The 19,113-nt window shown below is 64.9% G+C and carries 14 protein-coding genes; 7 read left to right on the top strand and 7 right to left on the bottom strand.

Features of this window, described 5'->3' with window-relative positions; translation table 11 throughout:
• The first annotated feature begins 11 nt into the window (after positions 1 to 11).
• The 3 genes from ENHY17A_RS04460 to ENHY17A_RS04470 are packed head-to-tail and all read left to right on the top strand — an operon-like array spanning position 12 to position 3,845.
• Positions 12 to 2,489 (top strand): vitamin K epoxide reductase family protein, encoded by a 2,478-nt coding sequence (locus ENHY17A_RS04460; protein ID WP_159710443.1) that lies wholly within the window; start codon positions 12 to 14, stop codon positions 2,487 to 2,489.
• Positions 2,490 to 2,508: 19 nt separating this feature from the next.
• Positions 2,509 to 3,348, top strand: coding sequence for a cytochrome c oxidase assembly protein (locus ENHY17A_RS04465; protein ID WP_236547747.1), 840 nt, complete (start codon positions 2,509 to 2,511; stop codon positions 3,346 to 3,348).
• Positions 3,345 to 3,845 carry a CopD family protein gene (locus ENHY17A_RS04470; RefSeq protein ID WP_159710447.1) on the top strand — a complete coding sequence of 167 codons (501 nt, stop codon included), beginning with the start codon at positions 3,345 to 3,347 and terminating at the stop codon, positions 3,843 to 3,845. Before ENHY17A_RS04465 ends, ENHY17A_RS04470 begins: the two co-directional genes overlap by 4 nt.
• On the opposite strand, the gene ENHY17A_RS04475 is transcribed toward ENHY17A_RS04470, so the two are convergent.
• A complete protein-coding gene (locus tag ENHY17A_RS04475) occupies positions 3,797 to 4,327 on the bottom strand; it encodes a DUF2231 domain-containing protein (RefSeq protein ID WP_159710449.1) in 531 nt (176 codons plus the stop codon). The two genes, ENHY17A_RS04470 and ENHY17A_RS04475, sit on opposite strands and share 49 nt — an antisense overlap.
• A 132-nt stretch (positions 4,328 to 4,459) precedes the next feature.
• Here ENHY17A_RS04475 and ENHY17A_RS04480 point away from each other — a divergent pair, with 132 nt between their 5' ends.
• The 3 genes from ENHY17A_RS04480 to ENHY17A_RS04490 are packed head-to-tail and all read left to right on the top strand — an operon-like array spanning position 4,460 to position 7,742.
• Positions 4,460 to 4,990: a cytochrome c oxidase subunit II gene (locus ENHY17A_RS04480; RefSeq protein ID WP_201296340.1), complete on the top strand. Its 531-nt coding sequence runs from the start codon at positions 4,460 to 4,462 to the stop codon at positions 4,988 to 4,990.
• Entirely contained in the window at positions 4,987 to 7,449 is a 2,463-nt protein-coding gene (gene ctaD, locus ENHY17A_RS04485; RefSeq protein WP_159710453.1) for a cytochrome c oxidase subunit I, read from the top strand. The genes ENHY17A_RS04480 and ctaD overlap by 4 nt, the downstream gene beginning before the upstream one ends.
• The gene (locus ENHY17A_RS04490; RefSeq protein ID WP_159710455.1) at positions 7,446 to 7,742 is read left to right on the top strand and encodes a hypothetical protein; all 297 of its coding nucleotides are present in this window, start codon (positions 7,446 to 7,448) and stop codon (positions 7,740 to 7,742) included. The genes ctaD and ENHY17A_RS04490 overlap by 4 nt, the downstream gene beginning before the upstream one ends.
• 5 nt (positions 7,743 to 7,747) lie before the next feature.
• Here ENHY17A_RS04490 and ENHY17A_RS04495 read toward each other — a convergent pair whose 3' ends face one another.
• From ENHY17A_RS04495 to kdpF, 5 genes are read right to left on the bottom strand one after another with little or no spacing between them, the layout of a single operon-like run.
• Positions 7,748 to 8,452: a response regulator gene (locus tag ENHY17A_RS04495; RefSeq protein ID WP_159710457.1), complete on the bottom strand. Its 705-nt coding sequence runs from the start codon at positions 8,450 to 8,452 to the stop codon at positions 7,748 to 7,750.
• A 9-nt stretch (positions 8,453 to 8,461) separates the two neighbouring features.
• Positions 8,462 to 9,046, bottom strand: coding sequence for a potassium-transporting ATPase subunit KdpC (kdpC, locus tag ENHY17A_RS04500; RefSeq protein WP_159710459.1), 585 nt, complete (start codon positions 9,044 to 9,046; stop codon positions 8,462 to 8,464).
• Between the two features lie 10 nt (positions 9,047 to 9,056).
• Positions 9,057 to 11,084 carry a potassium-transporting ATPase subunit KdpB gene (kdpB, locus tag ENHY17A_RS04505; protein WP_159710461.1) on the bottom strand — a complete coding sequence of 676 codons (2,028 nt, stop codon included), beginning with the start codon at positions 11,082 to 11,084 and terminating at the stop codon, positions 9,057 to 9,059.
• 12 nt (positions 11,085 to 11,096) lie between these two features.
• Positions 11,097 to 12,800: a potassium-transporting ATPase subunit KdpA gene (gene kdpA, locus ENHY17A_RS04510; RefSeq protein ID WP_159710463.1), complete on the bottom strand. Its 1,704-nt coding sequence runs from the start codon at positions 12,798 to 12,800 to the stop codon at positions 11,097 to 11,099.
• Positions 12,801 to 12,810: 10 nt separating this feature from the next.
• Positions 12,811 to 12,900 (bottom strand): K(+)-transporting ATPase subunit F, encoded by a 90-nt coding sequence (gene kdpF / locus ENHY17A_RS04515; RefSeq protein WP_159710465.1) that lies wholly within the window; start codon positions 12,898 to 12,900, stop codon positions 12,811 to 12,813.
• 252 nt (positions 12,901 to 13,152) lie between these two features.
• Between kdpF and ENHY17A_RS04520 the strand changes: the two genes are divergently transcribed.
• Entirely contained in the window at positions 13,153 to 15,807 is a 2,655-nt protein-coding gene (locus tag ENHY17A_RS04520; RefSeq protein WP_159710467.1) for a sensor histidine kinase, read from the top strand.
• Positions 15,808 to 15,880: 73 nt separating this feature from the next.
• On the opposite strand, the gene ENHY17A_RS04525 is transcribed toward ENHY17A_RS04520, so the two are convergent.
• Positions 15,881 to 18,985: a TonB-dependent receptor plug domain-containing protein gene (locus ENHY17A_RS04525; protein ID WP_236547748.1), complete on the bottom strand. Its 3,105-nt coding sequence runs from the start codon at positions 18,983 to 18,985 to the stop codon at positions 15,881 to 15,883.
• Positions 18,986 to 19,113 lie beyond the last annotated feature (128 nt).

Here is a 19,113-nt window from a genome sequence, read left to right on the forward strand (position 1 = left end):
GGGGTATCGTTATGCGACCAATCGTGCTGTTGACCGGTGCGGCGGGCAATCTGGGCCGTTCGATCGCGCAAGGGTTGGCGCGCGACTATCAGGTCGTCGGACTGGACCGCGAGGCCGCCGAGATTGACGGCATGACCGTGATCGAAGCCGACCTGACCTCCGCCGAGTCGATCCGATCCGCGCTGGGCAAGGTTCGCGATACGCATGGCGACACCATCGCAAGCGTCGTCCATCTCGCCGCCTATTTCGATTTTACCGGCGAGGATCACCCGCTCTACGACAAACTGAACGTCGAGGGGACGGGGCATCTGCTCGACGCGCTTCAGGCGTTCGATGTCGGGCAGTTCGTCTATGCCAGCACGATGCTGGTCCACGCGCCGGGCGAGCCCGGCGAAGCGATCGACGAAAACCAGCCGATCGAACCCGGCTGGGCCTATCCCAAATCCAAGGCCAAAGCAGAGGCTGCGATTGCCGAGCATCATGGGCGCATCCCCTATGTGCTGCTGCGGCTCGCGGGCATTTACGACGAAGCAACGATGGTGCCGACGCTCGCGCAGCAGGTTGCGCGCATCTATGCCCGCGATTTCGAGAGCCATTTTTATTCGGGCGACACCGATGCGGGGCAGGCGATGCTCTACCGCGACGACATGGTGGACGCGATACGGCGGACGGTCGATCGGCGCGAGGCACTGGAAAGCGGCACAGCGATCCTGATCGGCGAGGAAGAGGCGATCGGTTACGACGATTTGCAAGACCGCTTCGGCCAACTGATCCACGGCGAGGCGGAATGGGCGACGATCCGCCTGCCCGGACCGGTTGCGGCGGCGGGCACGTGGGCGCAGGCCAAGCTCGAACCGGTCATCCCCGATGCGATCGATCAGGGCGAGGAACCCTTCATCAAGCCGTTCATGACGCGGATGGCGAGCGATCATTATGCGCTGAACATCACGCGCGCCCGGCAGTTGCTGGGCTGGGAACCCCGCCACAGCCTGGCCGATACGCTGCCGAAGATCGTCGCCAAGCTGAAGGACGATCCGCTAGGCTGGTACGAAAAGAACGGGGTCACCCCGCCCGACTGGATGACCGAGGCGGACGACGCGGGGTTCGATCCCCACACCCTTTACGAGACCGACGCCAAGCGCCGCCAAGGCGAACATGGACGCTTCCGCTGGGCGCACGCGGTCAACATCGCGCTTGGGCTGTGGGTGCTGACCCAGCCGAGCATCGTCGATGTGACCGACCCTTTGCTGATCGCAGCGGAAATGCTGATCGGCGCGGGGATCGTGCTGTTCGCGACGATCTCTTTGTCGTGGCGCGCGGTGTGGGCGCGCTATGCCACCGCCGGGCTCGGCATCCTGTTGATGTTCGCGCCATTTGCGCTGTGGAGCGACAATGCCGCGGCCTATACGTCCGACACCTTGGTCGGGATGCTGGTGTTTGGATTGGCGCTGGCGAGCTTCCCCGAGCCCGGACCGTCACCGCTTGCTGCCAATGCGGGACCGACCGTGCCGCCGGGATGGAGCTACAACCCGTCAGGCTGGATTCAGCGTATGCCGATCATCGCGCTGGCGCTGCTCGGGCTGTTCGTCTCGCGCTATCTGGGCGCGTATCAGCTCGAGCATGTACCCGGCGTGTGGGAGCCGTTCTTTGCGGGCGATCGTGCCAATCCGCAGAACGGCACCGAGGAAATCATCACCTCCGACGTGTCGAAGATGATCCCCGTGCCCGACGCGGCGCTGGGCGCCTGGGTGTACGGGATCGAAGTCGTCACCGGCCTGATCGGCTCGGCGCGGCGGTGGCGGACGATGCCGTGGCTGGTGATCGCGTTCGGAATCCTGATCGTGCCGCTCGGCCTCGTCTCAATCTTCTTCATCATCATCCAGCCGATCGCAATCGGGACGTGGAGCACGCTGACGCTGATCGGCGCTTCCGCGATGCTGATCCAGATCCCCTATTCGATCGACGAATTGCTCGCGTCAGCGCAGTTCATCGATCGGCGGCATAAAGCGGGCAAGAACTGGCTGCGCGTGCTGTTCGTGGGCGACACCGACCAGAAGTCCGATGCCGACGCCTCCGCCACCGCCACCGCCACCGACGAATTCGATCGCCCAACCGGGGAAATGGTCAAGGACTTCTTCGTCGGGGGCGTGTCGCTGCCGTGGAATCTGGTGCTGGTCGTTCCCATCGGCGTCGCGTTGATGCTGAGCCGCGTGACCTTCGGCACCGAGGGCACGCTGGCGCATTCGGACCATGTCATCGGCGCGCTGATCCTGACCACCCTGTCGGTTGCCGCAGCGGAAGTGACGCGACCGGCGCGCTATTTCCTCGTGCCGCTGGCGCTGGCGTTGATCGCTTCGCCCTTCCTGTTCGGCGCGCCGACGGGGGCGATGCTGTTCAACGTGATGGCGGGCGTGGCATTGGTCGTGCTTTCCCGCAATCGGGGGGCCATCCGCGAACACTATGGGAATTGGGACAAGCGGATCGTATGACGGTGGCCGAGGGGACGCCGTGATCGATCTGAACGACATTGCCTATTGCGGACCGGCACCGGTGCCGGGCGAAATCTGGAGCGCGTGGAACAGCGACCCCACGCTGGTCGGCGCGTTGTGCGCCGCATTCGTGGTCGCATCGATGCAGGGCGCGGTGCCGCGCAACCGGATGCTGGCGGCGATCGGCGTGCTGGCCATCGCCTTCGTCTCCCCCTTCTGCGCCATGACCAGCGCGTTGTTTTCGGCACGGGCGGCGCATCACCTGGTGGTTATTGCGGTCGCGGCGCCAATGATTGCGTGGGCAATCCCATTTTACCCAAACCGTTGGTGTCGAGTAGGGTTCGAGCGAAGTCGAGAAGCCATATCGAGACAGGCATCCCTCGATACGGTTTCTCGACAAGCTCGAAGCCTACTCGGGACAAGCGGGGAGGGGCGGCGTGCATCGCTGCCCCTAGCCCCCACCTTCATCGCCGCGACCGTGACGCTGTGGGGGTGGCACGTTCCTGCCTTCTACACCGCGGCGCTCACCGAAACCTGGCTCTACTGGCTGATGCAGCTTAGCCTGCTCGGCACCGCGACCCTGTTCTGGCGCGCGCTGTTCACCGCGCCTGCGCCGCAAGCGTTGATCGCGATCGCCGCGACGATCGGCCAGATGGGATTGCTCGGCGCGCTCCTCACCTTTGCGCCCGAGCCGATGTATCTCCACCATATGGTTGCGCCCGTCGCCTGGGGGCTGACGCCGCTTGCCGACCAGCAACTGGCGGGGCTCATCATGTGGGTGCCGGGGAATATTCCCTATGCCATCCTCGGCTGGGTGATCGCACGGCGGATGTGGCGGTTGCAGGAGGCGGCGGCGTGAGTCTCGCCATCGCGCTTTTCAAATTCCTGCACATCGCGGCGCTGCTGGTCTGGTGCGCGGGGCTGATCGCATTGCCGATCATGCTCGCGCAGCATCAGCATGGCGACAGTCAGGACCGTTATGCGCGCATCCGCAAATTCACCCATTACAGCTATACGCATCTGGTGACGCCCGCCGCAGTCCTTGCGGTGGCGGCCGGAACCGTACTGATCTTCCTGCGCGAAACCTTTGTGCCCTGGTTCTTTGCCAAGATGGCGTTCGTCGGCGCGCTGGTCGTCCTCCACGCGCTGATCGGCAATGTCGTGGTTCAGATGGGCGAGGAAAAAGGCGATGTCATCGCCCCGCGTCCCTATCTGCCCGTGGCGCTGGTGATCGGCGTGATCGTCGCGATCCTGACGCTGGTGCTCGCCAAGCCGGTGATCTCGCCGGGCAGCGCGCCGGAATGGCTTCAGTCGCCGCGCAACGAATCGCTTTTGGTCGAAGAGGTGCCGACTTGATAGTCGAACACCAATTTGCCCCCATGCCACCCGGCAAAGCCCGTGAACCCGGCGGCGAACACCGACAACAGGATGCCGTAAGGCAGCAACGTCTGCTCATATCCGTACAGCCGGAAACCCCAGTTCGCGCCCAGAATCGCGAGCAGGGTCATGGCAATGATGAAATGCGTCCAGCTTGCCGCGCGGGCGCGGATGCCGGGGACCATCAGCAGCTCGACCGTGCCCGACGCCCCCGCCAGCAGCCCCATCAGGAACGCCATTCCGGCGGCCCAGAGCGCCGCGCGTGCCCAGAACACATCGCCCGTCCACCAGTAGAACAGGTCCGCACCCAGCGTGCACATGGTGAGCGCGATGGGAAACGAGACGAACATCGCGTGGATCGGATGTCCCGCGACCGCGATCTTCGATTCCGCGCGGTTGAAACTGGGGTTGGCGCTGATCGGATCGATCAGTCGTTCCTCTTCGCGCAATCCCTTCGACATCTCGGCTCCCGTTTTCGTGTTGCCACCTTAACGCCGATCGCGGCCTTTCTTTCAACCGGTTGTTCGGGACCGCTGTCGACTCTCGACACCGCAGGCCCGGCTGCGGGCACGATTGCGACGCTCTGGTGGGTGATGCTCGCAGGATCGGTGGCGATCCTGACGCTGGTCCTGGCACTGCTGGCGCTAGCCTTTACGCGCAAGGGCGGCGCCTCGCCATCGCAGCGAATATGGATCGTCTGGCTGGGGCTCGCCTTTCCCGGCGCGGTGCTGGCGGCATTGCTCGCTTATGGTCTGGTCGTGGGCGAGAAACTGTTGCCGCGCGCCGGGCCGGAAGTCGTACAGGTCGCCGCCGAGGCCGAGCGCTGGCGCTGGACTTTCACCCAATCCGCCCCCGACGGCACGCGGTTCGTGAGCGTCGGTACGCTCCACATCCCCGCCAACCGCCCGGTCGATGTCGCGATCACCACTCGCGACGTGATCCACAGTTTCTGGGTGCCGCGCCTGGCGGGCAAGCTCGACGCGATCCCCGGTCGCATCAACGTGCTGCGGATCGAGGCGAGCGCGCCCGGTACCTATGAAGCGCAATGTGCCGAATATTGCGGCATCGGTCATTCGGGGCATAATTTCCGCGTGATCGCGCATGACTGGGGTTCGGGGCAATGAAGGCGCTGAGGCTCCACCGCGAATTCTCGAAAATCTGGGGCACGCAGGGCGGCTGGCGCGGGTCGATCGAGAGCGTAAACCATTCGGACATCGGCAAGCGCCTGATGCTCGCCGCCTTCTTCTTCTTCCTCGTCGGCGGCGTGCTGTCGATGCTGATCCGCGCGCAACTCGCGACGCCCGACAGCGCATTCGCCGGACCCGAAGTCTACAACCAGATCTTCACGATGCATGGCAGCATCATGATGTTCCTGTTCGCGATCCCGATGTTCGAAGGCTTCGCGATCTACATGCTGCCCAAGATGCTCGGCGCGCGCGACCTCGCCTTTCCGCGTCTGTCGGCTTACGGTTGGTGGTGTTATTTGTTCGGCGCGTCGATGCTGTGCGTGTCGATGCTTCTGGGGCTGGCCCCCGACAGCGGCTGGTTCATGTACACGCCGCTATCGTCCAAACCCTATTCGCCGGGCATCAACAGCGATTTCTGGCTGATCGGCATCACCTTCGTCGAAGTGTCGGCGATTGCGGCTGCGGTCGACATCACCGTATCGATCCTGAAAATGCGCGCGCCGGGCATGACGCTGGCGAAGATGCCGCTGTTCGCCTGGTATCTGCTGGTCACCGCCGTGATGATGCTGATCGGTTTCCCGCCGCTGATCCTGGGGTCGATTCTGCTCGAACTCGAACGCGCGTTCGGCTGGCCGTTCTTCGATGCTGCGCGCGGGGGCGACTCGCTTTTGTGGCAGCACCTGTTCTGGCTATTCGGCCATCCCGAGGTTTACATCATCTTCCTGCCTGCAGCCGGCGCGATCTCGATGATCATTCCCGTCATGGCGCGGACCAAGATCGTCGGTTACGGCGCGATCGTCGCCGCGCTCATCGCGCTGGGGTTCCTCAGTTTCGGGCTGTGGGTCCACCACATGTTCACGGTCGGCATCCCGCACATGGCGTTGGCGTTCTTCTCCGCTGCCTCGACGCTGGTTGCGATCCCGACGGGCGTTCAGATCTTCGCCTGGCTGGGGACGCTGTGGGCAGGACGTCCGCAGATGAAGCTGCCGATGCTGCATCTGGTCGGTTTTTTCGTGACCTTCGTGATGGGCGGGCTGACGGGCGTCATGGTCGCGGTCGTGCCGTTCGACTGGCAGGCGCACGACACCGCCTTTATCACCGCACATCTTCACTACGTTCTGTTCGGCGGGTTCGTCTTCCCGATGTTTGCCGCCACCTATTACTGGTTGCCGCAGATCACGGGTCGCGCGCGCTGGTTCAAGCTCGGGGAGGTCGCCTTCTGGCTGATCTTCATTGGCTTCCATGCGACCTTTTTCCTGATGCATTTGGTCGGGCTGCTCGGCCAGCCGCGGCGGATCGAAACCTATCCGGCGGAAGTCGGCTGGACGTGGATCAACCTGATCTCCTCGATCGGCAGCTTCGTGCTGGCGATCGGCATCGCGCTGTTCGTGATCGACGTGGCGCTCCAGATTTGGCTGGCGCACCGGTCGAAGCGCAATCCGTGGGGCGCGACCACGCTGGAATGGGCGATGATGCAGCCGTCGCCGACCTATAACATCGCCGCGATCCCGACGGTGGAGGATCGCGATCCACTGGAAAAGGAACCTGACCTTGCGCTGAAACTCGCGCGCGGCGAAGGCTATCTGGCGACCCCACGCTACAATTGGCGTGAGACGCTGGCGATCGACACCGCGAGCGCGAAGGTGGATCATGTCATCATTTTGCCGGGCAACACGCGATTGCCGCTGTGGACCGGGCTCGTGACCGGTGTCTTCTTCCTCGCCATCCTCATCAAGCTTTACTGGATCGTACCCGCCGCGGCGGTCGGTATCGCGATCCTCGCCTGGCGCTGGGCCTGGGTGCTGGGCCACCGCGAGACCGTCGGCGAGGTCGATATCGGTCATGGCCAGCGCGCGTTGACGCATCCCGAATGCGACGACCGGCCCGGCTGGTGGGGCAGCGTGTTCCTGCTCGCCGCCGACGGGACGTTCTTCGCCTCGCTGCTGTTCGGTTACGCATTTCTGTGGACCATCGCCCCGAACTGGCCGCCGCCCGCGCTGATCGCGCCGTCGGCGGTCTCGCTGGGACTGGGGGCGATCGGAGCGGCAATCATCTGGATGCTGCGAGGCCGCTTCATGCGCGGTGGTACGGCGTTGCTCGCGAGCAGCGGCGGGCTGGCGCTGCTCGCGACCGCCATGATTGCGATCCTGCTGCGCGCACCTGCGCCTGCTGACCATGCATACGGCGCGATTCTCGCCGTGCTGGCGAGCTATGCGCTGCTCCATTTGGCGATCGCCGTGATTATGATCGGTTTCGTCTGGATGCGCGCGCGCGTCGGATTGCCCGAAAGCGGATTGCGCAGCGAGCGCCGAATCGTGCGGCTATGGGTCGATTACGCCGCGATGGTCGGTGCAGCAGCGGTGCTGGCGACTGAACTGCCGGGATGGCTCGCATGACCGGACTGCTGCGCGCCTGCACGGGACTGATCGTGTGGGCAGTGATATTCTCCCTGCTCTACGGAATCGAAGGGATGGGGTGTGCCGCACCATGGGACCGGCGCGTGCTGCGGGCGTCGCTGGTGATCGTGTGGCTGGTCGGCGTCGCCGCGCTTGCTGCATTAAGCTGGCAATGGACTCGCGTCCGTCCGCACCGCGATGTCGAGCGCATCGGGCAATGGCTGGCCATCGCGGGGTTGATCGCTACCATCGTCACTGGACTGCCGGTCGCCACGCTCAGCCTCTGCGTCTGACAGCGTCACGCGTTTTCGCTGCGATCGGCCATCGGTTTCAGCCGGTAACCGACGCCGGGTTCGTTGACGATCAGGCGCGGTCGGGCGGGATCAAGCTCCAGCTTCTGGCGCAGGCTGCGGACCGCGATGCGGAGATATTCGACATTGGCCTCCTGCGCCGGTCCCCACACTTCGCGGAGCAACTGGGCGTGGCCGATCACCCGGTCGGGATTGTGCACGAGTGCGGCGAGAATGCCGTATTCCTTGGGGGTCAAATGGACCTCTTCGCCCGCGCGAAGAACGCGGCGATGGGTCAGGTCGATTTCGACCTCGCCGACTCGAAACGGTCCATCGCTTTCGCCGCGATCGCGGTGGCGCAGCGCAGTGCGCAGGCGGGCGAGCAGTTCCTCGGTGTCGAATGGCTTGGTCAGATAATCGTCGGCGCCCAGATCGAGCGCCGCGACCTTTTCCGCGGTGTCGGTTCGCGCCGAGACGATGATCAGCGCCGCGCCCTTCGCGCGGATCAACTGGATCAATTCCAGCCCGTCGCGGTCGGGCAACCCCAAATCCAGCAATACCGCATCGGGGCGCGCAATATCGACCAGCGACAGCGCCTCGCGCGCGGTCGCGGCCTCCACCACTTTATAGTCGGCGCGCTCTGCCGCGACCCGCAACAGGCGGCGGATCGCGGCATCGTCCTCGACGATCAGGAGCGCGGCAGAATGGGCCATTCCCGTGGTTTAGGGTCGGGCTGCGGTGCGGTCGAGCGCGATGTTCAGCAGCAGCACGTTGACGCGCGGTTCGCCGATAAAGCCGAGCAGCGGGCGTTCGACAAGGGCTTCGGCCAGCCCCCGGACCTGAACGGCGGGGATGCCGCGAGCGGCAGCGACGCGCGACGCTTGCAAAAAGGCCGCCTCAGGACTGATGTGGGGATCGAGCCCCGAGGCGGAGGTGGTCACCAGATCAGGAGGGATCGAACCCTCTGGTGATGTCCCGAGTGTCGCGATGTCGCCCTGAACCCGCTCGGTCAGCGCCTTTGCACCGGGGCCGAGGTTGGAGCCCGACGATGCCATCGCGTCGTATCCGTCGCCCGCCGCCGAGGGGCGGCCACGAAAATAGGCATCGCTCGTGAAGTTCTGGCCGATCAGCGCTGAACCGATGACGGTGCCGTTCTCGTTGCGGATCAGGCTGCCATTGGCTTGTGCGGGGAACAGCACCTGGCCGATGCCCGTCATTGCGAGCGGGTACAGCAGACCGAGCAACAGCGCGAAGCCGACGGTCAAGGCGAGAGCGGGACGAAGCGCGGATTTGATGTCTTGGACCATGTCGAAATCCTCAGGCGAGGTTGAGCGTGCTGACGACGATGTCGATCAGCTTGATGCCGACGAACGGCGCGACGAGGCCACCGATTCCGTAAATGGCGAGATTACGACCGAGCAGTGCCCCCGCATCCATCGGGCGATAGGTCACGCCCTTGAGCGCAAGCGGGACGAGGCATGGGATGATGAGCGCGTTGAAGATGATCGCCGACAGGATTGCGCTTTCGGGGCTCGACAGCCCCATCACGTTGAGCACGCCCAGGCCGGGATAGAGCGCAACGAACAATGCCGGAATGATCGCGAAATATTTCGCCACGTCGTTGGCGACCGAAAAGGTCGTCAGGCTCCCGCGCGTCATCAGCAACTGTTTGCCCAGCCCCACGATCTCGATCAGCTTGGTCGGGTCGCTGTCGAGATCGACCATGTTGCCCGCTTCCCGCGCCGCCTGCGTGCCCGTGTTCATCGCCACGCCGACATCGGCCTGCGCCAGCGCTGGCGCGTCGTTGGTGCCGTCGCCGCACATCGCGACCAGTTTTCCGCCCGCCTGTTCCTTGCGGATCAGCGCAAGCTTGTCCTCGGGCGTTGCTTCCGCGAGGAAGTCGTCCACGCCTGCCTCTGCGGCGATGGCAGCGGCGGTCAGCGGATTGTCGCCGGTGATCATCACGGTGCGGATGCCCATCCGGCGCAACTCGGCGAAGCGTTCGCGTACCCCGGACTTGACCACATCCTTCAACGCCACCGCACCCAATAGTTCACCGCCATCGACGACCGCGAGCGGAGTCATACCGCCGCGCGCGATCTCCTCCGTGATATTGCGCAATTCGGTTGCCGCGGGTGTGTCGCCCAAGCCGGGATGCGCGCGCAGCACGCTGTCCACTGCGCCTTTCTGAACGACTCGGATGCCGGTCTTCACCCCCGACAGCCGCGTCTGTGCGGTAAACGGGATGACCTCTGCGGCATCGGGAAGCGTGATGTCGGCCAGCGCGTGCTTCTCGCGCGCCAGCACCACGATCGATCGGCCTTCGGGCGTCTCGTCGGCCAGGCTGGCGAGCATCGCGGCGCCGGCCAGTCGATTGGCATCGACACCGGGCAGCGCGCGAAATTCGCTCGCCGCGCGGTCGCCGATGGTGATCGTACCGGTTTTGTCGAGTAGCAGCACATCGACATCGCCTGCAGCCTCGACCGCGCGCCCCGATTTGGCGAGCACGTTGAAGCGAACCAGCCGGTCCATGCCCGCAATGCCGATCGCCGACAGCAAAGCGGCGATGGTCGTCGGGATCAGCGTGATCAGCAGCGCCGCGAGCATCGCTACCGGAATGCTGCCGCCTGCATAGATCGCGAAGGCAGGAATGGTCGCGACCGCGATCAGGAAGATGATGGTCAGGCCGACCAGCAGGATGGTCAACGCGATTTCGTTGGGCGTCTTCTGTCGCGCCGCACCCTCGACCAGTGCGATCATGCGGTCGAGGAAACCCTGTCCGGGCTCCTGCGTCACCCGCACCTTGATCCGGTCGGAAATGACGCGCGTGCCTGCGGTCACTGCGGAACGGTCGCCGCCTGCTTCGCGGATGACGGGCGCGCTTTCGCCGGTGATTGCGCTTTCGTTGACGCTCGCCACCCCCTCGATCACTTCGCCGTCGGCAGGGATCAGGTCGCCGGTTTCGACCAGCACGATTTCGCCGCGCGACAATTGCGTCGCGGCAACCGGTTCCCAGGTGTCACCGACCCCGGTCAGCAATTTCGCCTTAAGGTCCGATTTGGTGGCGCGAAGGCTGGCCGCCTGCGCCTTGCCGCGTCCCTCGGCCAGTGCCTCCGCGAACGTACCGAACAACACCGTCGCCCACAGCCACAGCACGAGTTGGACCTGGAAGCCGATGCCAAGTCCCTCGCCGCCGATCAGTAGCAGCACGGTGACCAGCACCGCGACGATCGCGGTTACGAACAGCACGGGATTGCGGATCAGTTCGCGGGACGACAATTTGCGGAACGCGCCGCCCAGCGCGGGCACGATCAGATCGCGCGAGAACATCGTTGCGGATGCCATCTTCGATAATCCTTAGAAAAGCTGGCCGCCGGCGACCGCGATATGATCGGCGATCGGTCCCAGCGCGAGTGAAGGCAGGAAGGTCAGGCCACCCATCACCAGGATGATGCCGACCAGCAGGCCGATCCACAGCCCGCCCGTGGTGGGAAACGAGCCAGAGGAAGCGGGCGTGTGCTTCTTGGCGGCCAGGCTTCCCGCGATGGCGAGCACGGGGACGATCACGAAGAACCGCCCCAGCCACATCGCGACGCCCAGCAGCGCGTTGTACCAGGCTGTCCCCGCCGTCAGACCCGCAAAGGCCGAACCGTTGTTGCCGGTGGCCGAGGAGAAGCCGTAGAGGATTTCCGAAAACCCGTGCGGCCCGGAATTGAGCGGACCCGCAAGCCCGGCGGGATTGACGACGCTCAGTGCCGTGAACCCCAGGATCGACAGCGGAAGGATGGCGATGGCGAGCACCGCGAGTTTGACCTCCCGCGCCTCGATCTTCTTCCCGACATATTCGGGCGTGCGACCGACCATCAGCCCCGCGACGAACACCGCCAGGATCGCAAACAGCAGGAAGCCGTAGATCCCTGCGCCGACGCCGCCGACGATGACCTCGCCCAACTGAATATTGAACAGCGGCACCATGCCACCGAGCGACGTGAAGCTGTCATGCATCGCATTGACCGCCCCGCACGACGCAGCGGTGGTGACGACCGCGAACAACACGCTGGCGGCAATGCCGAAGCGGACTTCCTTGCCCTCCATATTGGCGCCCTCGACGCCGAGGTTGTGGAGCGCGGGATTGCCATAGGCTTCCATCGCATAAGCGAGCGTCACGCCACCCAGGAACAGGATCGCCATCGCCCCTAGGATCGCCCAGCCCTGGCGCGTGTCGCCCACCGCCTTGCCGAAGGTCCAGGTCAGCCCGACCCCGATCACGAAGATCGACAGCATCTGGAGCAGATTGGTGAGCGCGGTCGGGTTTTCGAACGGATGCGCCGAATTGGCGTTGAAGAAGCCGCCGCCGTTGGTGCCGAGCATCTTGATCGCTTCCTGCGAAGCGACGGGGCCGAGCGCGATATTCTGCTGCGCGCCCTCGATCGTCGTCGCCGCGACCATCGCATCGAACGTCTGCGGCACGCCCCCTGCCATCAACACGATCGCATAGACGATACACGCCGGCAGCAGCAGGTACAGCGTCACGCGTGTCACATCCGCCCAGAAATTGCCCAGCCCGCTGGCTTCGCGCCGGGCGAAGCCGCGAAACAGGGCAAACGCGACCGCGATGCCGGTCGCTGCCGACAGGAAATTCTGGATCACCAGCCCGACCATCTGGCTGAAGTTCGACAGCGCGACTTCGCCCGCATACCATTGCCAGTTGGTGTTGGTGGTGAAGCTGACCGCGGTGTTGAACGCGCCATCCGCGCCGACCCCCGCCAGCCCGCGGGGGTTCATCGGCAGCACGCCCTGCAACCGCAGCACGGCATAGGTGAACAGCAGCAGTGCGAGGTTGAACAGGATCAGGTGCAGTGCATAGCGCCGCCAGCTTTGTTCGGCTTGCGGGTCGATTCCGCCGAGTTTGTAGAATCCCCGCTCGACCGTGCCGAGCACGATGTGCAGCGGCGTCCGCCTTCCCTCGTATAGCGCGTGAAGATACCAGCCCACCGGTTTGACCAGCGCGGCCAGGGTGACGACGAACAGCGCGATCAGCGCCCAGCCTTGCACGGTCATTGCTGGCCTTTCAGAACCGCTCGGGCCGCAGCAGCACGGCAACGAGATAGAGGAGAAGTGCGACCGCGGTCGCAGCGGCGAGCGCAAGGGGAAGCGTCATCGCCTCACGCCCCGTCGCACAAGCGGACAAAGGCGAAAGTCAACGCGACGAGCCCGCCCAGAATGGTGAGCCAGATCAGGTCGGGCATGGATGATCCTTCCGTGACGCGGCGACATCCGCCGTTCGCTCACCGAGTTAGGCGTGTGCGGCGTAAAGCTTCGAGGGGGAAAAGCCCGTGTCCGCATAAGCAAAGCGTAAAGTTCGCGAGGTCGGCGGTGACAGGAGCGGCAGCCTGTGCCTAGATCACAGGCAATGAACCAGCCCCGCGACCGCCCTTCCCCCGACGCCCTACTGCGTGCCACCCGGCGCGAGCGGCGGGGCAAGCTCAAGATTTTTCTGGGCGCGGCACCCGGCGTCGGCAAAACCTATGAAATGCTGCGCGAAGGTGCGGAGCGCATGCGCGGCGGCGTCGATGTGGTTGTCGGCGTGGTGGAAACGCATGGCCGCGCGGAAACGCAGGCGCTGGTCGAACCCCTCGAAATCCTGCCGCGCCGCGCCATCGACTATCGCGGGCACCGGCTTGAGGAAATGGACCTCGACGCGCTGCTGGCCCGTCGCCCCGGCCTCGCGCTCGTCGACGAACTGGCGCACACCAATGTCGAGGGGAGCCGCCACCCCAAACGCTGGCAGGACGTTGAGGAACTGCTGGAGGCGGGGATCGACGTCTATTCCACGCTCAACATCCAGCACGTCGAAAGCCTGAACGACGTGGTTGCGGGCTTTACCCGCGTCCGCGTCAGAGAGACGGTGCCCGACGGCATTTTCGACGATGCCGAGGTCGAAGTGGTCGACCTGCCCCCCGACGAACTGATCGAGCGGTTGAAGGCGGGCAAGGTCTATATCCCGGCAGAGGCGACGCGTGCGCTCGACCGGTTTTTCTCCAAGGCCAATCTGTCGGCCTTGCGCGAAATGGCGTTGCGCCGCGCGGCGCAGAGCGTCGATGCGTCGATGCTCGACCATCTCGATTCCCAGGCGATAACCGGCACCTATGCGGGGGGCGAACGCGTGCTGGTCGCGGTGAGCGAATTGCCCGGTGCGGACGCGCTAGTGCGTGCCGGCAAACGACTGGCCGATGCGATGAAGGCGCCCTGGCAGGCGGTGTTCATCGAAACCCCGCGCGCCGCCGGGTTCGATGCAGCGGCCAAACAGCGGGTCGCCGATAGTTTGCGACTGGCCGCCAGCCTGGGCGCGACGATCGCCACCGTTCCCGCGACCGGGGTTGTCGACGGGTTGCGCACCCATGTTGCGGGAATGAGGGCGACCCAGTTGGTGCTGGGTAAATCGGTGCGTAGCTGGTGGTTCGAGCTGCGCCACGGATCGGTGGTGGAGGCGATGCTGCGCGGCTGCGAGGGGCTGGCGGTGCATGTCATCCCGGCGGGCGAAGCGCATGGCGCGGGACCGCCGCGCACCTCGGCGCGGCTGCCGAAGGAAGCACGCGATCCGACTGCCTGGGGCGTGATCGCGGGGTTGCTCGGACTGACGATCGCGCTGGGCTATGCGGCCGAACCCTGGATCGGGCGCGGCGGCACCGACCTGTTATTCCTGCTGCCGGTGCTGGTGGCCGCCGCGCGATACGGGCTCACGCTGGGTGCGGTAACCGCGCTGCTGGCCGGGATCGTCTATAATTTCTTCTTCCTGCCGCCGCTCTACACCTTCTCGATCGCCGATCCGCAAAGCCTGCTTACCGTATTCGTGCTGATCGGGGTTGCGACCTTGGTCGCCAATCTGGCGGGGCGGTTGAAGGCACGCGCAACGCTGGGCGCTCGCAGCGCGCACGAAAACGCCGCGATCGCCGCGTTCGGCCAGGCACTGGCACGGGTGTCGGATTGGGAAGGCACCAGCCAGACGGTGTGCGACGAAATGCACCGGCTGCTCGGCGTGCCCGTAATCCTGCTGTACGAACGCAGCGGCCGCATCGCGCGCGTCTCCGCCTGTCCTGACGACGCGGCGGCGCTGGGTCCGCTCGATCAGGCGGCGGCCGAATGGGCCTGGTCACGTGGTGAAGTCACGGGCGTCGGATCGTCGACGCTGGTCGCATCCGAATGGCAGTTTCACCCGTTGCAGACCGCGCTCGGCGTGCTGGCGGTGGTTGGGTTGGCCGGCCGCGACGGGCGCGATCCGATCGGCCCCGATCGCGCGACTTTGCTTTCGACCTTGCTGGGCCAGGCCGCACTGGCACACGAGCGGCTGCGGCTGGAAGATGAGTTGCGAGAGATCGCGACGCTGCGCGAACGCGATCGGCTGCGCGCGGCGCTACTGTCCTCCATCGGCCACGACCTGCGCACGCCGCTCACCGCCGCCGCCGCCGCGGTCGATGCAGTCGCGAACGAAGCCCCCGACGCCCCGTCGATCCCGCTGGCGCGCGCTGGGGTCGCACGGCTCCGCCATTTCCTCGACGACCTGATCGGCATGGTGCGGATCGATTCGGGCCAGATCGAACCGCGCTTCGAAGCGATCGACCTGACCGATGCGGTGGCCAGCGCAGTCCACGACCTGAAGCACCAATTGCGCGGCCATCATCTCGATTTCGCGGTTCCGCCCGATCTGCCGCTGGTGCGCGCCGATCCGGTGCTGCTGCACCATATCCTGATCAATCTGCTGTCGAACGCGGTGGTGCACGGCGTCGAAGGAGGCCGAATCGCCGTCAAGGGCAGCCGCGTGCAGGATGAAATCCGCCTGATCGTCGCCGACGACGGCCCTGGCCTGGGCACCGACGCCGACCGCGTGTTCGGCCAGTTTCAGCGGGGCGACGGAGACGACCGGAGCGGCGGCAGCGGGCTGGGCCTCGCCATCGCCAAGGCGTTCGCCGAAGCGATGGCGGCGCGGCTGACGGCTGCGAACGGTGCCGATGGCGGCGCGACCTTCACGTTGAACTTTACGCTGATTCGCGAGCCGGACGCAGCCTAGCAATCGGCACCGTTCCGATCCGCTCGTCCGCCGGAGGCCGTCTCGCTGACGACCTCCAACTTCTGTATTCAAATCAACGCGTTTCCATCCGGATGCCGACGCGGAACTGACGCCCCAGCAGGTCCGAATACGTGCTGTTCGCCGCCAGCCCGGTTTCGGGCAGGATCAGCGCCTCGCGGTTGAACAGGTTGGTCACGTTGACGAAGAATTGCGCTTCGGACGAACGGCCGAACCGAATTTTCTGCGTTACGTTCAAGTCGGCATAGAACAGCCCGCTGACCCGGTTCGATTCATAGGTCGGAGCCGACGTGGTGGAAACCGGGCAGGTCGTCTGGCACTCGATACCGTTGGCGACATATTTGCCCGCGCTCACCCCGCGACCGACCGCGCTGATCGAGAAGTCGTCGGTGTCGTAGCTGGCGTTGACGCGGTAGATCCAGGTCGGTGTACCGCCTTGTCCGCCATTAACCCCGACCGAATTGGTCACGACCGACTGGGGAACGCCGCTGTCGAAGCGGTTCTCGATATAGCGGGTGGCGACCCCGCGGATGGTGAAGGTGCCGTTGGTCTGTGCGAACAACTGGTCGAGCGGCAGGCGATAGGAGGCGTCGATATCGACCCCGCGGACCTGCTGGCTCGCTGCGTTGAACGGCTGGCTGCGGATGATCAGATAGGGTTGCGCGGCATTCTGCGTGCGGCCTGCATCGATGCTGATCGCATCGCAGAATTCGGCATTGCCGAGATAGCACAGGTTGACGATCTGCTGCGCGCTGAAGGTGCTGATCCCCTGGTCGACATTGATGTCGAAATAATCGACCGACAGGTTGAAGCCGGGCAGGAAGCGCGGAGAGAGCACGACGCCGACATTCCACTGATCCGATTTTTCAGGCTCCAGGTCGGGGTTGCCGGTGGCAAAGCCCGAATAGCTGTAGCCTGCCTGTGGCGGCTGGCCGGCAGCAACGAAGGGAGGGCTTTCATTATTGACGAAACCGGGATTGCCGACCGAATCGCTGTTCGCCGAACCCGCCTGGAACAGGTCGTTGAGATTGGGGGCGCGGATATCGCGCGACCGCGTGACGCGGAAGCGGATGTCGTCGATCGGCTGCCAGGTTGCGCCTGCCTTCCACGTCGTCACATAGCCTGCGGTGGAATAATCGGTCGCGCGAACCGCGCCGTTGAATTCCAGACCCAGACCCAGCGGCACGACGGTTTCCAGATAGGCTTCCTTGACGTCGTAACGACCGATGCTGGCCAGATAATTGCCGACCGACCAGCGGTTCGACGCACCCGTGACGTTGCCGTTGCCGTCAAGGATTGGAACCGGTTGAAACTCGTCCGGCACGAAGCCGTCGATCTTTTCCTCGCGATATTCGGCACCGACCGCAAAGCTCACGTCCCCGGCCCAGGTGGCGAATGGCGTGAAGGAAAGATTGGCACCCGCCGCGATCTGCTCCAGCGTCTGTTCGCGATACGGATCGCCGAGCACATAGGGGATCGCCGCAGGATTGGCGACGCCGAGGCCCAGTCGGTTGAGCGGCACGCAGGCGCGATCGTCATTTGCGCCGCTTGCGTCCAGGTTAATCGTACATTGGATCGACCCGACGGCAAAGCCCCCGGGATTGCCAGCCCGCGCAAACGCCACATTGGTTGCAGCCGCAAGTCGCGAGATGTTCTGGATGTTGCGCAACTGCTCGACCGTGTCGACGCGGCCATATTGTCCGTAAATGTTCCACGGCGCGGCCTTTCCGAACAGGCCGAGATCGCCCTCTGCACCCACGGTATAGCGTTGTGTCTCGCGCTCGTTGTCGACCGCGCGAAACGGCAGGTCGGCGAAGGTCGTCGCGACCGTGACACTGGTGATGCCCTGAAGTCGCGTCGGCCCGAGTGCGTTGTAGAGGAACGCGTTGCAGGTGATCGGTGCCGCCGCCGAGGTGGCCGCCGTGCCGCAACCGGTTGCGGTCAGGACCGCGCCCGTCGCCAGGTTCGGCCCGGCGTTGAAGAACACTTCCTGACGGTTGTACGATCCTTCGGCAAACAGTTCGATGCCGTCGGTGACTTCGTAGCTCAGCCGACCGAACACGCCGTGCCGGTCGTCCTCGGGATCCAGGCCGATGCGCCGTCCCGAATCATTGACACGCCAGTCGCCGCCCTGGGTGCGCAGCGGCACGGCCGAGCCGCCGGGTACCGGGAAGGTCAGCGCGCCATATTGATATTGCAGCACTTCGCCGTTCGACCCGAAATAGGTGCCGCGCAACCGGTTGGCGACGCCGCCTGCCGAGTTGGTGATCAACCCGCCCGGCGTGGAATTCGCCGCGCCCGCGTTCCGCACGAAGAGGTAGAACGGCACGCTGGAATTGGTGGTCGCATTATAGGCCGGGTTCTCGAACCGCAGGAAGCCGGTCTCGTTCCAGTCTCGGTCGACCGAGAAGATGCCGTCGCGATGCGCCAGTTCGGCGCTCAGCAGCACATGCCCGCGACCCCCTGCGAACGACATGCCGCCTGCAACCCCAAACGAATAGTTGAAGCCGTCGCCCTCTTCGGTGATGCCGCTGTCGACGCTGACCTTCAGCCCTTCATATTTCTTGTTGAGGACGAAGTTGACGACGCCTGCGACCGCGTCGGAGCCGTAGGCTGCCGATGCGCCGCCGGTGACGACCTCGACCCGCTCGATCAATGCCTGGGGGATGGTGTTGACATCGACCAGGCCGTTGATCGTCGATGGCACCGAACGACGACCATCCAGCAACACCAGCGTGCGTTCCGACCCCAGGTTGCGCAGGTTGAGCGCGTTGATGCCCGCCTGGCCGCTCGACAGGTTCAGGCGCGAGTTGGCGGGGCGGGTTGAGCCCGCCATCGACGGCAACTGGTTGACGAAATCGGCGATGTTGTTCGACGGCGACGTGTTCTGGATATCCTCCAGCGTCAGCACGGTCAGCGGGGTTGGTGCCTGGAACCCGTCGCGAGCGATGCGCGTACCGGTAACCGTGACATCACCTTCGGCGACTTCCTCCTCGGGGGTTTGCGGCACGTCCTGCGACGCGGACTGCGCGGCGGCGGTGTTGAGCGCCGTTACTTCCTGTGCGGATGCGGGTGACGTCAAGGCGACGAGCAAGGATGCGGCGCTGACCGACATAGAAAGGCGGATCAGGCGATTGGTGGATTGGACGCGATAATTCATGGAAGCCCCCGCTACCGATGATGACGGGACTGACCGTCATCCTGTTGCAACGATACCGCCCTAGATGTCGCGATGACGCCATCCGAGCATTCGATTGCCGCTTCCCCGTTCTTGCCGTGCCCGCCTTG

Source organism: Sphingomonas sp. AX6 (assembly GCF_902506605.1).
Taxonomy (GTDB): Bacteria; Pseudomonadota; Alphaproteobacteria; order Sphingomonadales; family Sphingomonadaceae; genus Sphingomonas.

Excerpts from the sequence above, each read along its gene's own strand:
- ENHY17A_RS04460 (WP_159710443.1), top strand. The coding sequence starts at position 12 with ATGCGACCAATCGTGCTGTTGACCGGTGCGGCGGGCAATCTGGGCCGT.
- ENHY17A_RS04475 (WP_159710449.1), bottom strand. The coding sequence starts at position 4,327 with ATGTCGAAGGGATTGCGCGAAGAGGAACGACTGATCGATCCGATCAGC.
- ENHY17A_RS04480 (WP_201296340.1), top strand. The coding sequence starts at position 4,460 with ATGCTCGCAGGATCGGTGGCGATCCTGACGCTGGTCCTGGCACTGCTG.
- ctaD (WP_159710453.1), top strand. The coding sequence starts at position 4,987 with ATGAAGGCGCTGAGGCTCCACCGCGAATTCTCGAAAATCTGGGGCACG.
- ENHY17A_RS04490 (WP_159710455.1), top strand. The coding sequence starts at position 7,446 with ATGACCGGACTGCTGCGCGCCTGCACGGGACTGATCGTGTGGGCAGTG.
- ENHY17A_RS04495 (WP_159710457.1), bottom strand. The coding sequence starts at position 8,452 with ATGGCCCATTCTGCCGCGCTCCTGATCGTCGAGGACGATGCCGCGATC.
- kdpC (WP_159710459.1), bottom strand. The coding sequence starts at position 9,046 with ATGGTCCAAGACATCAAATCCGCGCTTCGTCCCGCTCTCGCCTTGACC.
- kdpB (WP_159710461.1), bottom strand. The coding sequence starts at position 11,084 with ATGGCATCCGCAACGATGTTCTCGCGCGATCTGATCGTGCCCGCGCTG.
- kdpA (WP_159710463.1), bottom strand. The coding sequence starts at position 12,800 with ATGACCGTGCAAGGCTGGGCGCTGATCGCGCTGTTCGTCGTCACCCTG.
- kdpF (WP_159710465.1), bottom strand. The coding sequence starts at position 12,900 with ATGACGCTTCCCCTTGCGCTCGCCGCTGCGACCGCGGTCGCACTTCTC.
- ENHY17A_RS04520 (WP_159710467.1), top strand. The coding sequence starts at position 13,153 with ATGAACCAGCCCCGCGACCGCCCTTCCCCCGACGCCCTACTGCGTGCC.
- ENHY17A_RS04525 (WP_236547748.1), bottom strand. The coding sequence starts at position 18,985 with ATGAATTATCGCGTCCAATCCACCAATCGCCTGATCCGCCTTTCTATG.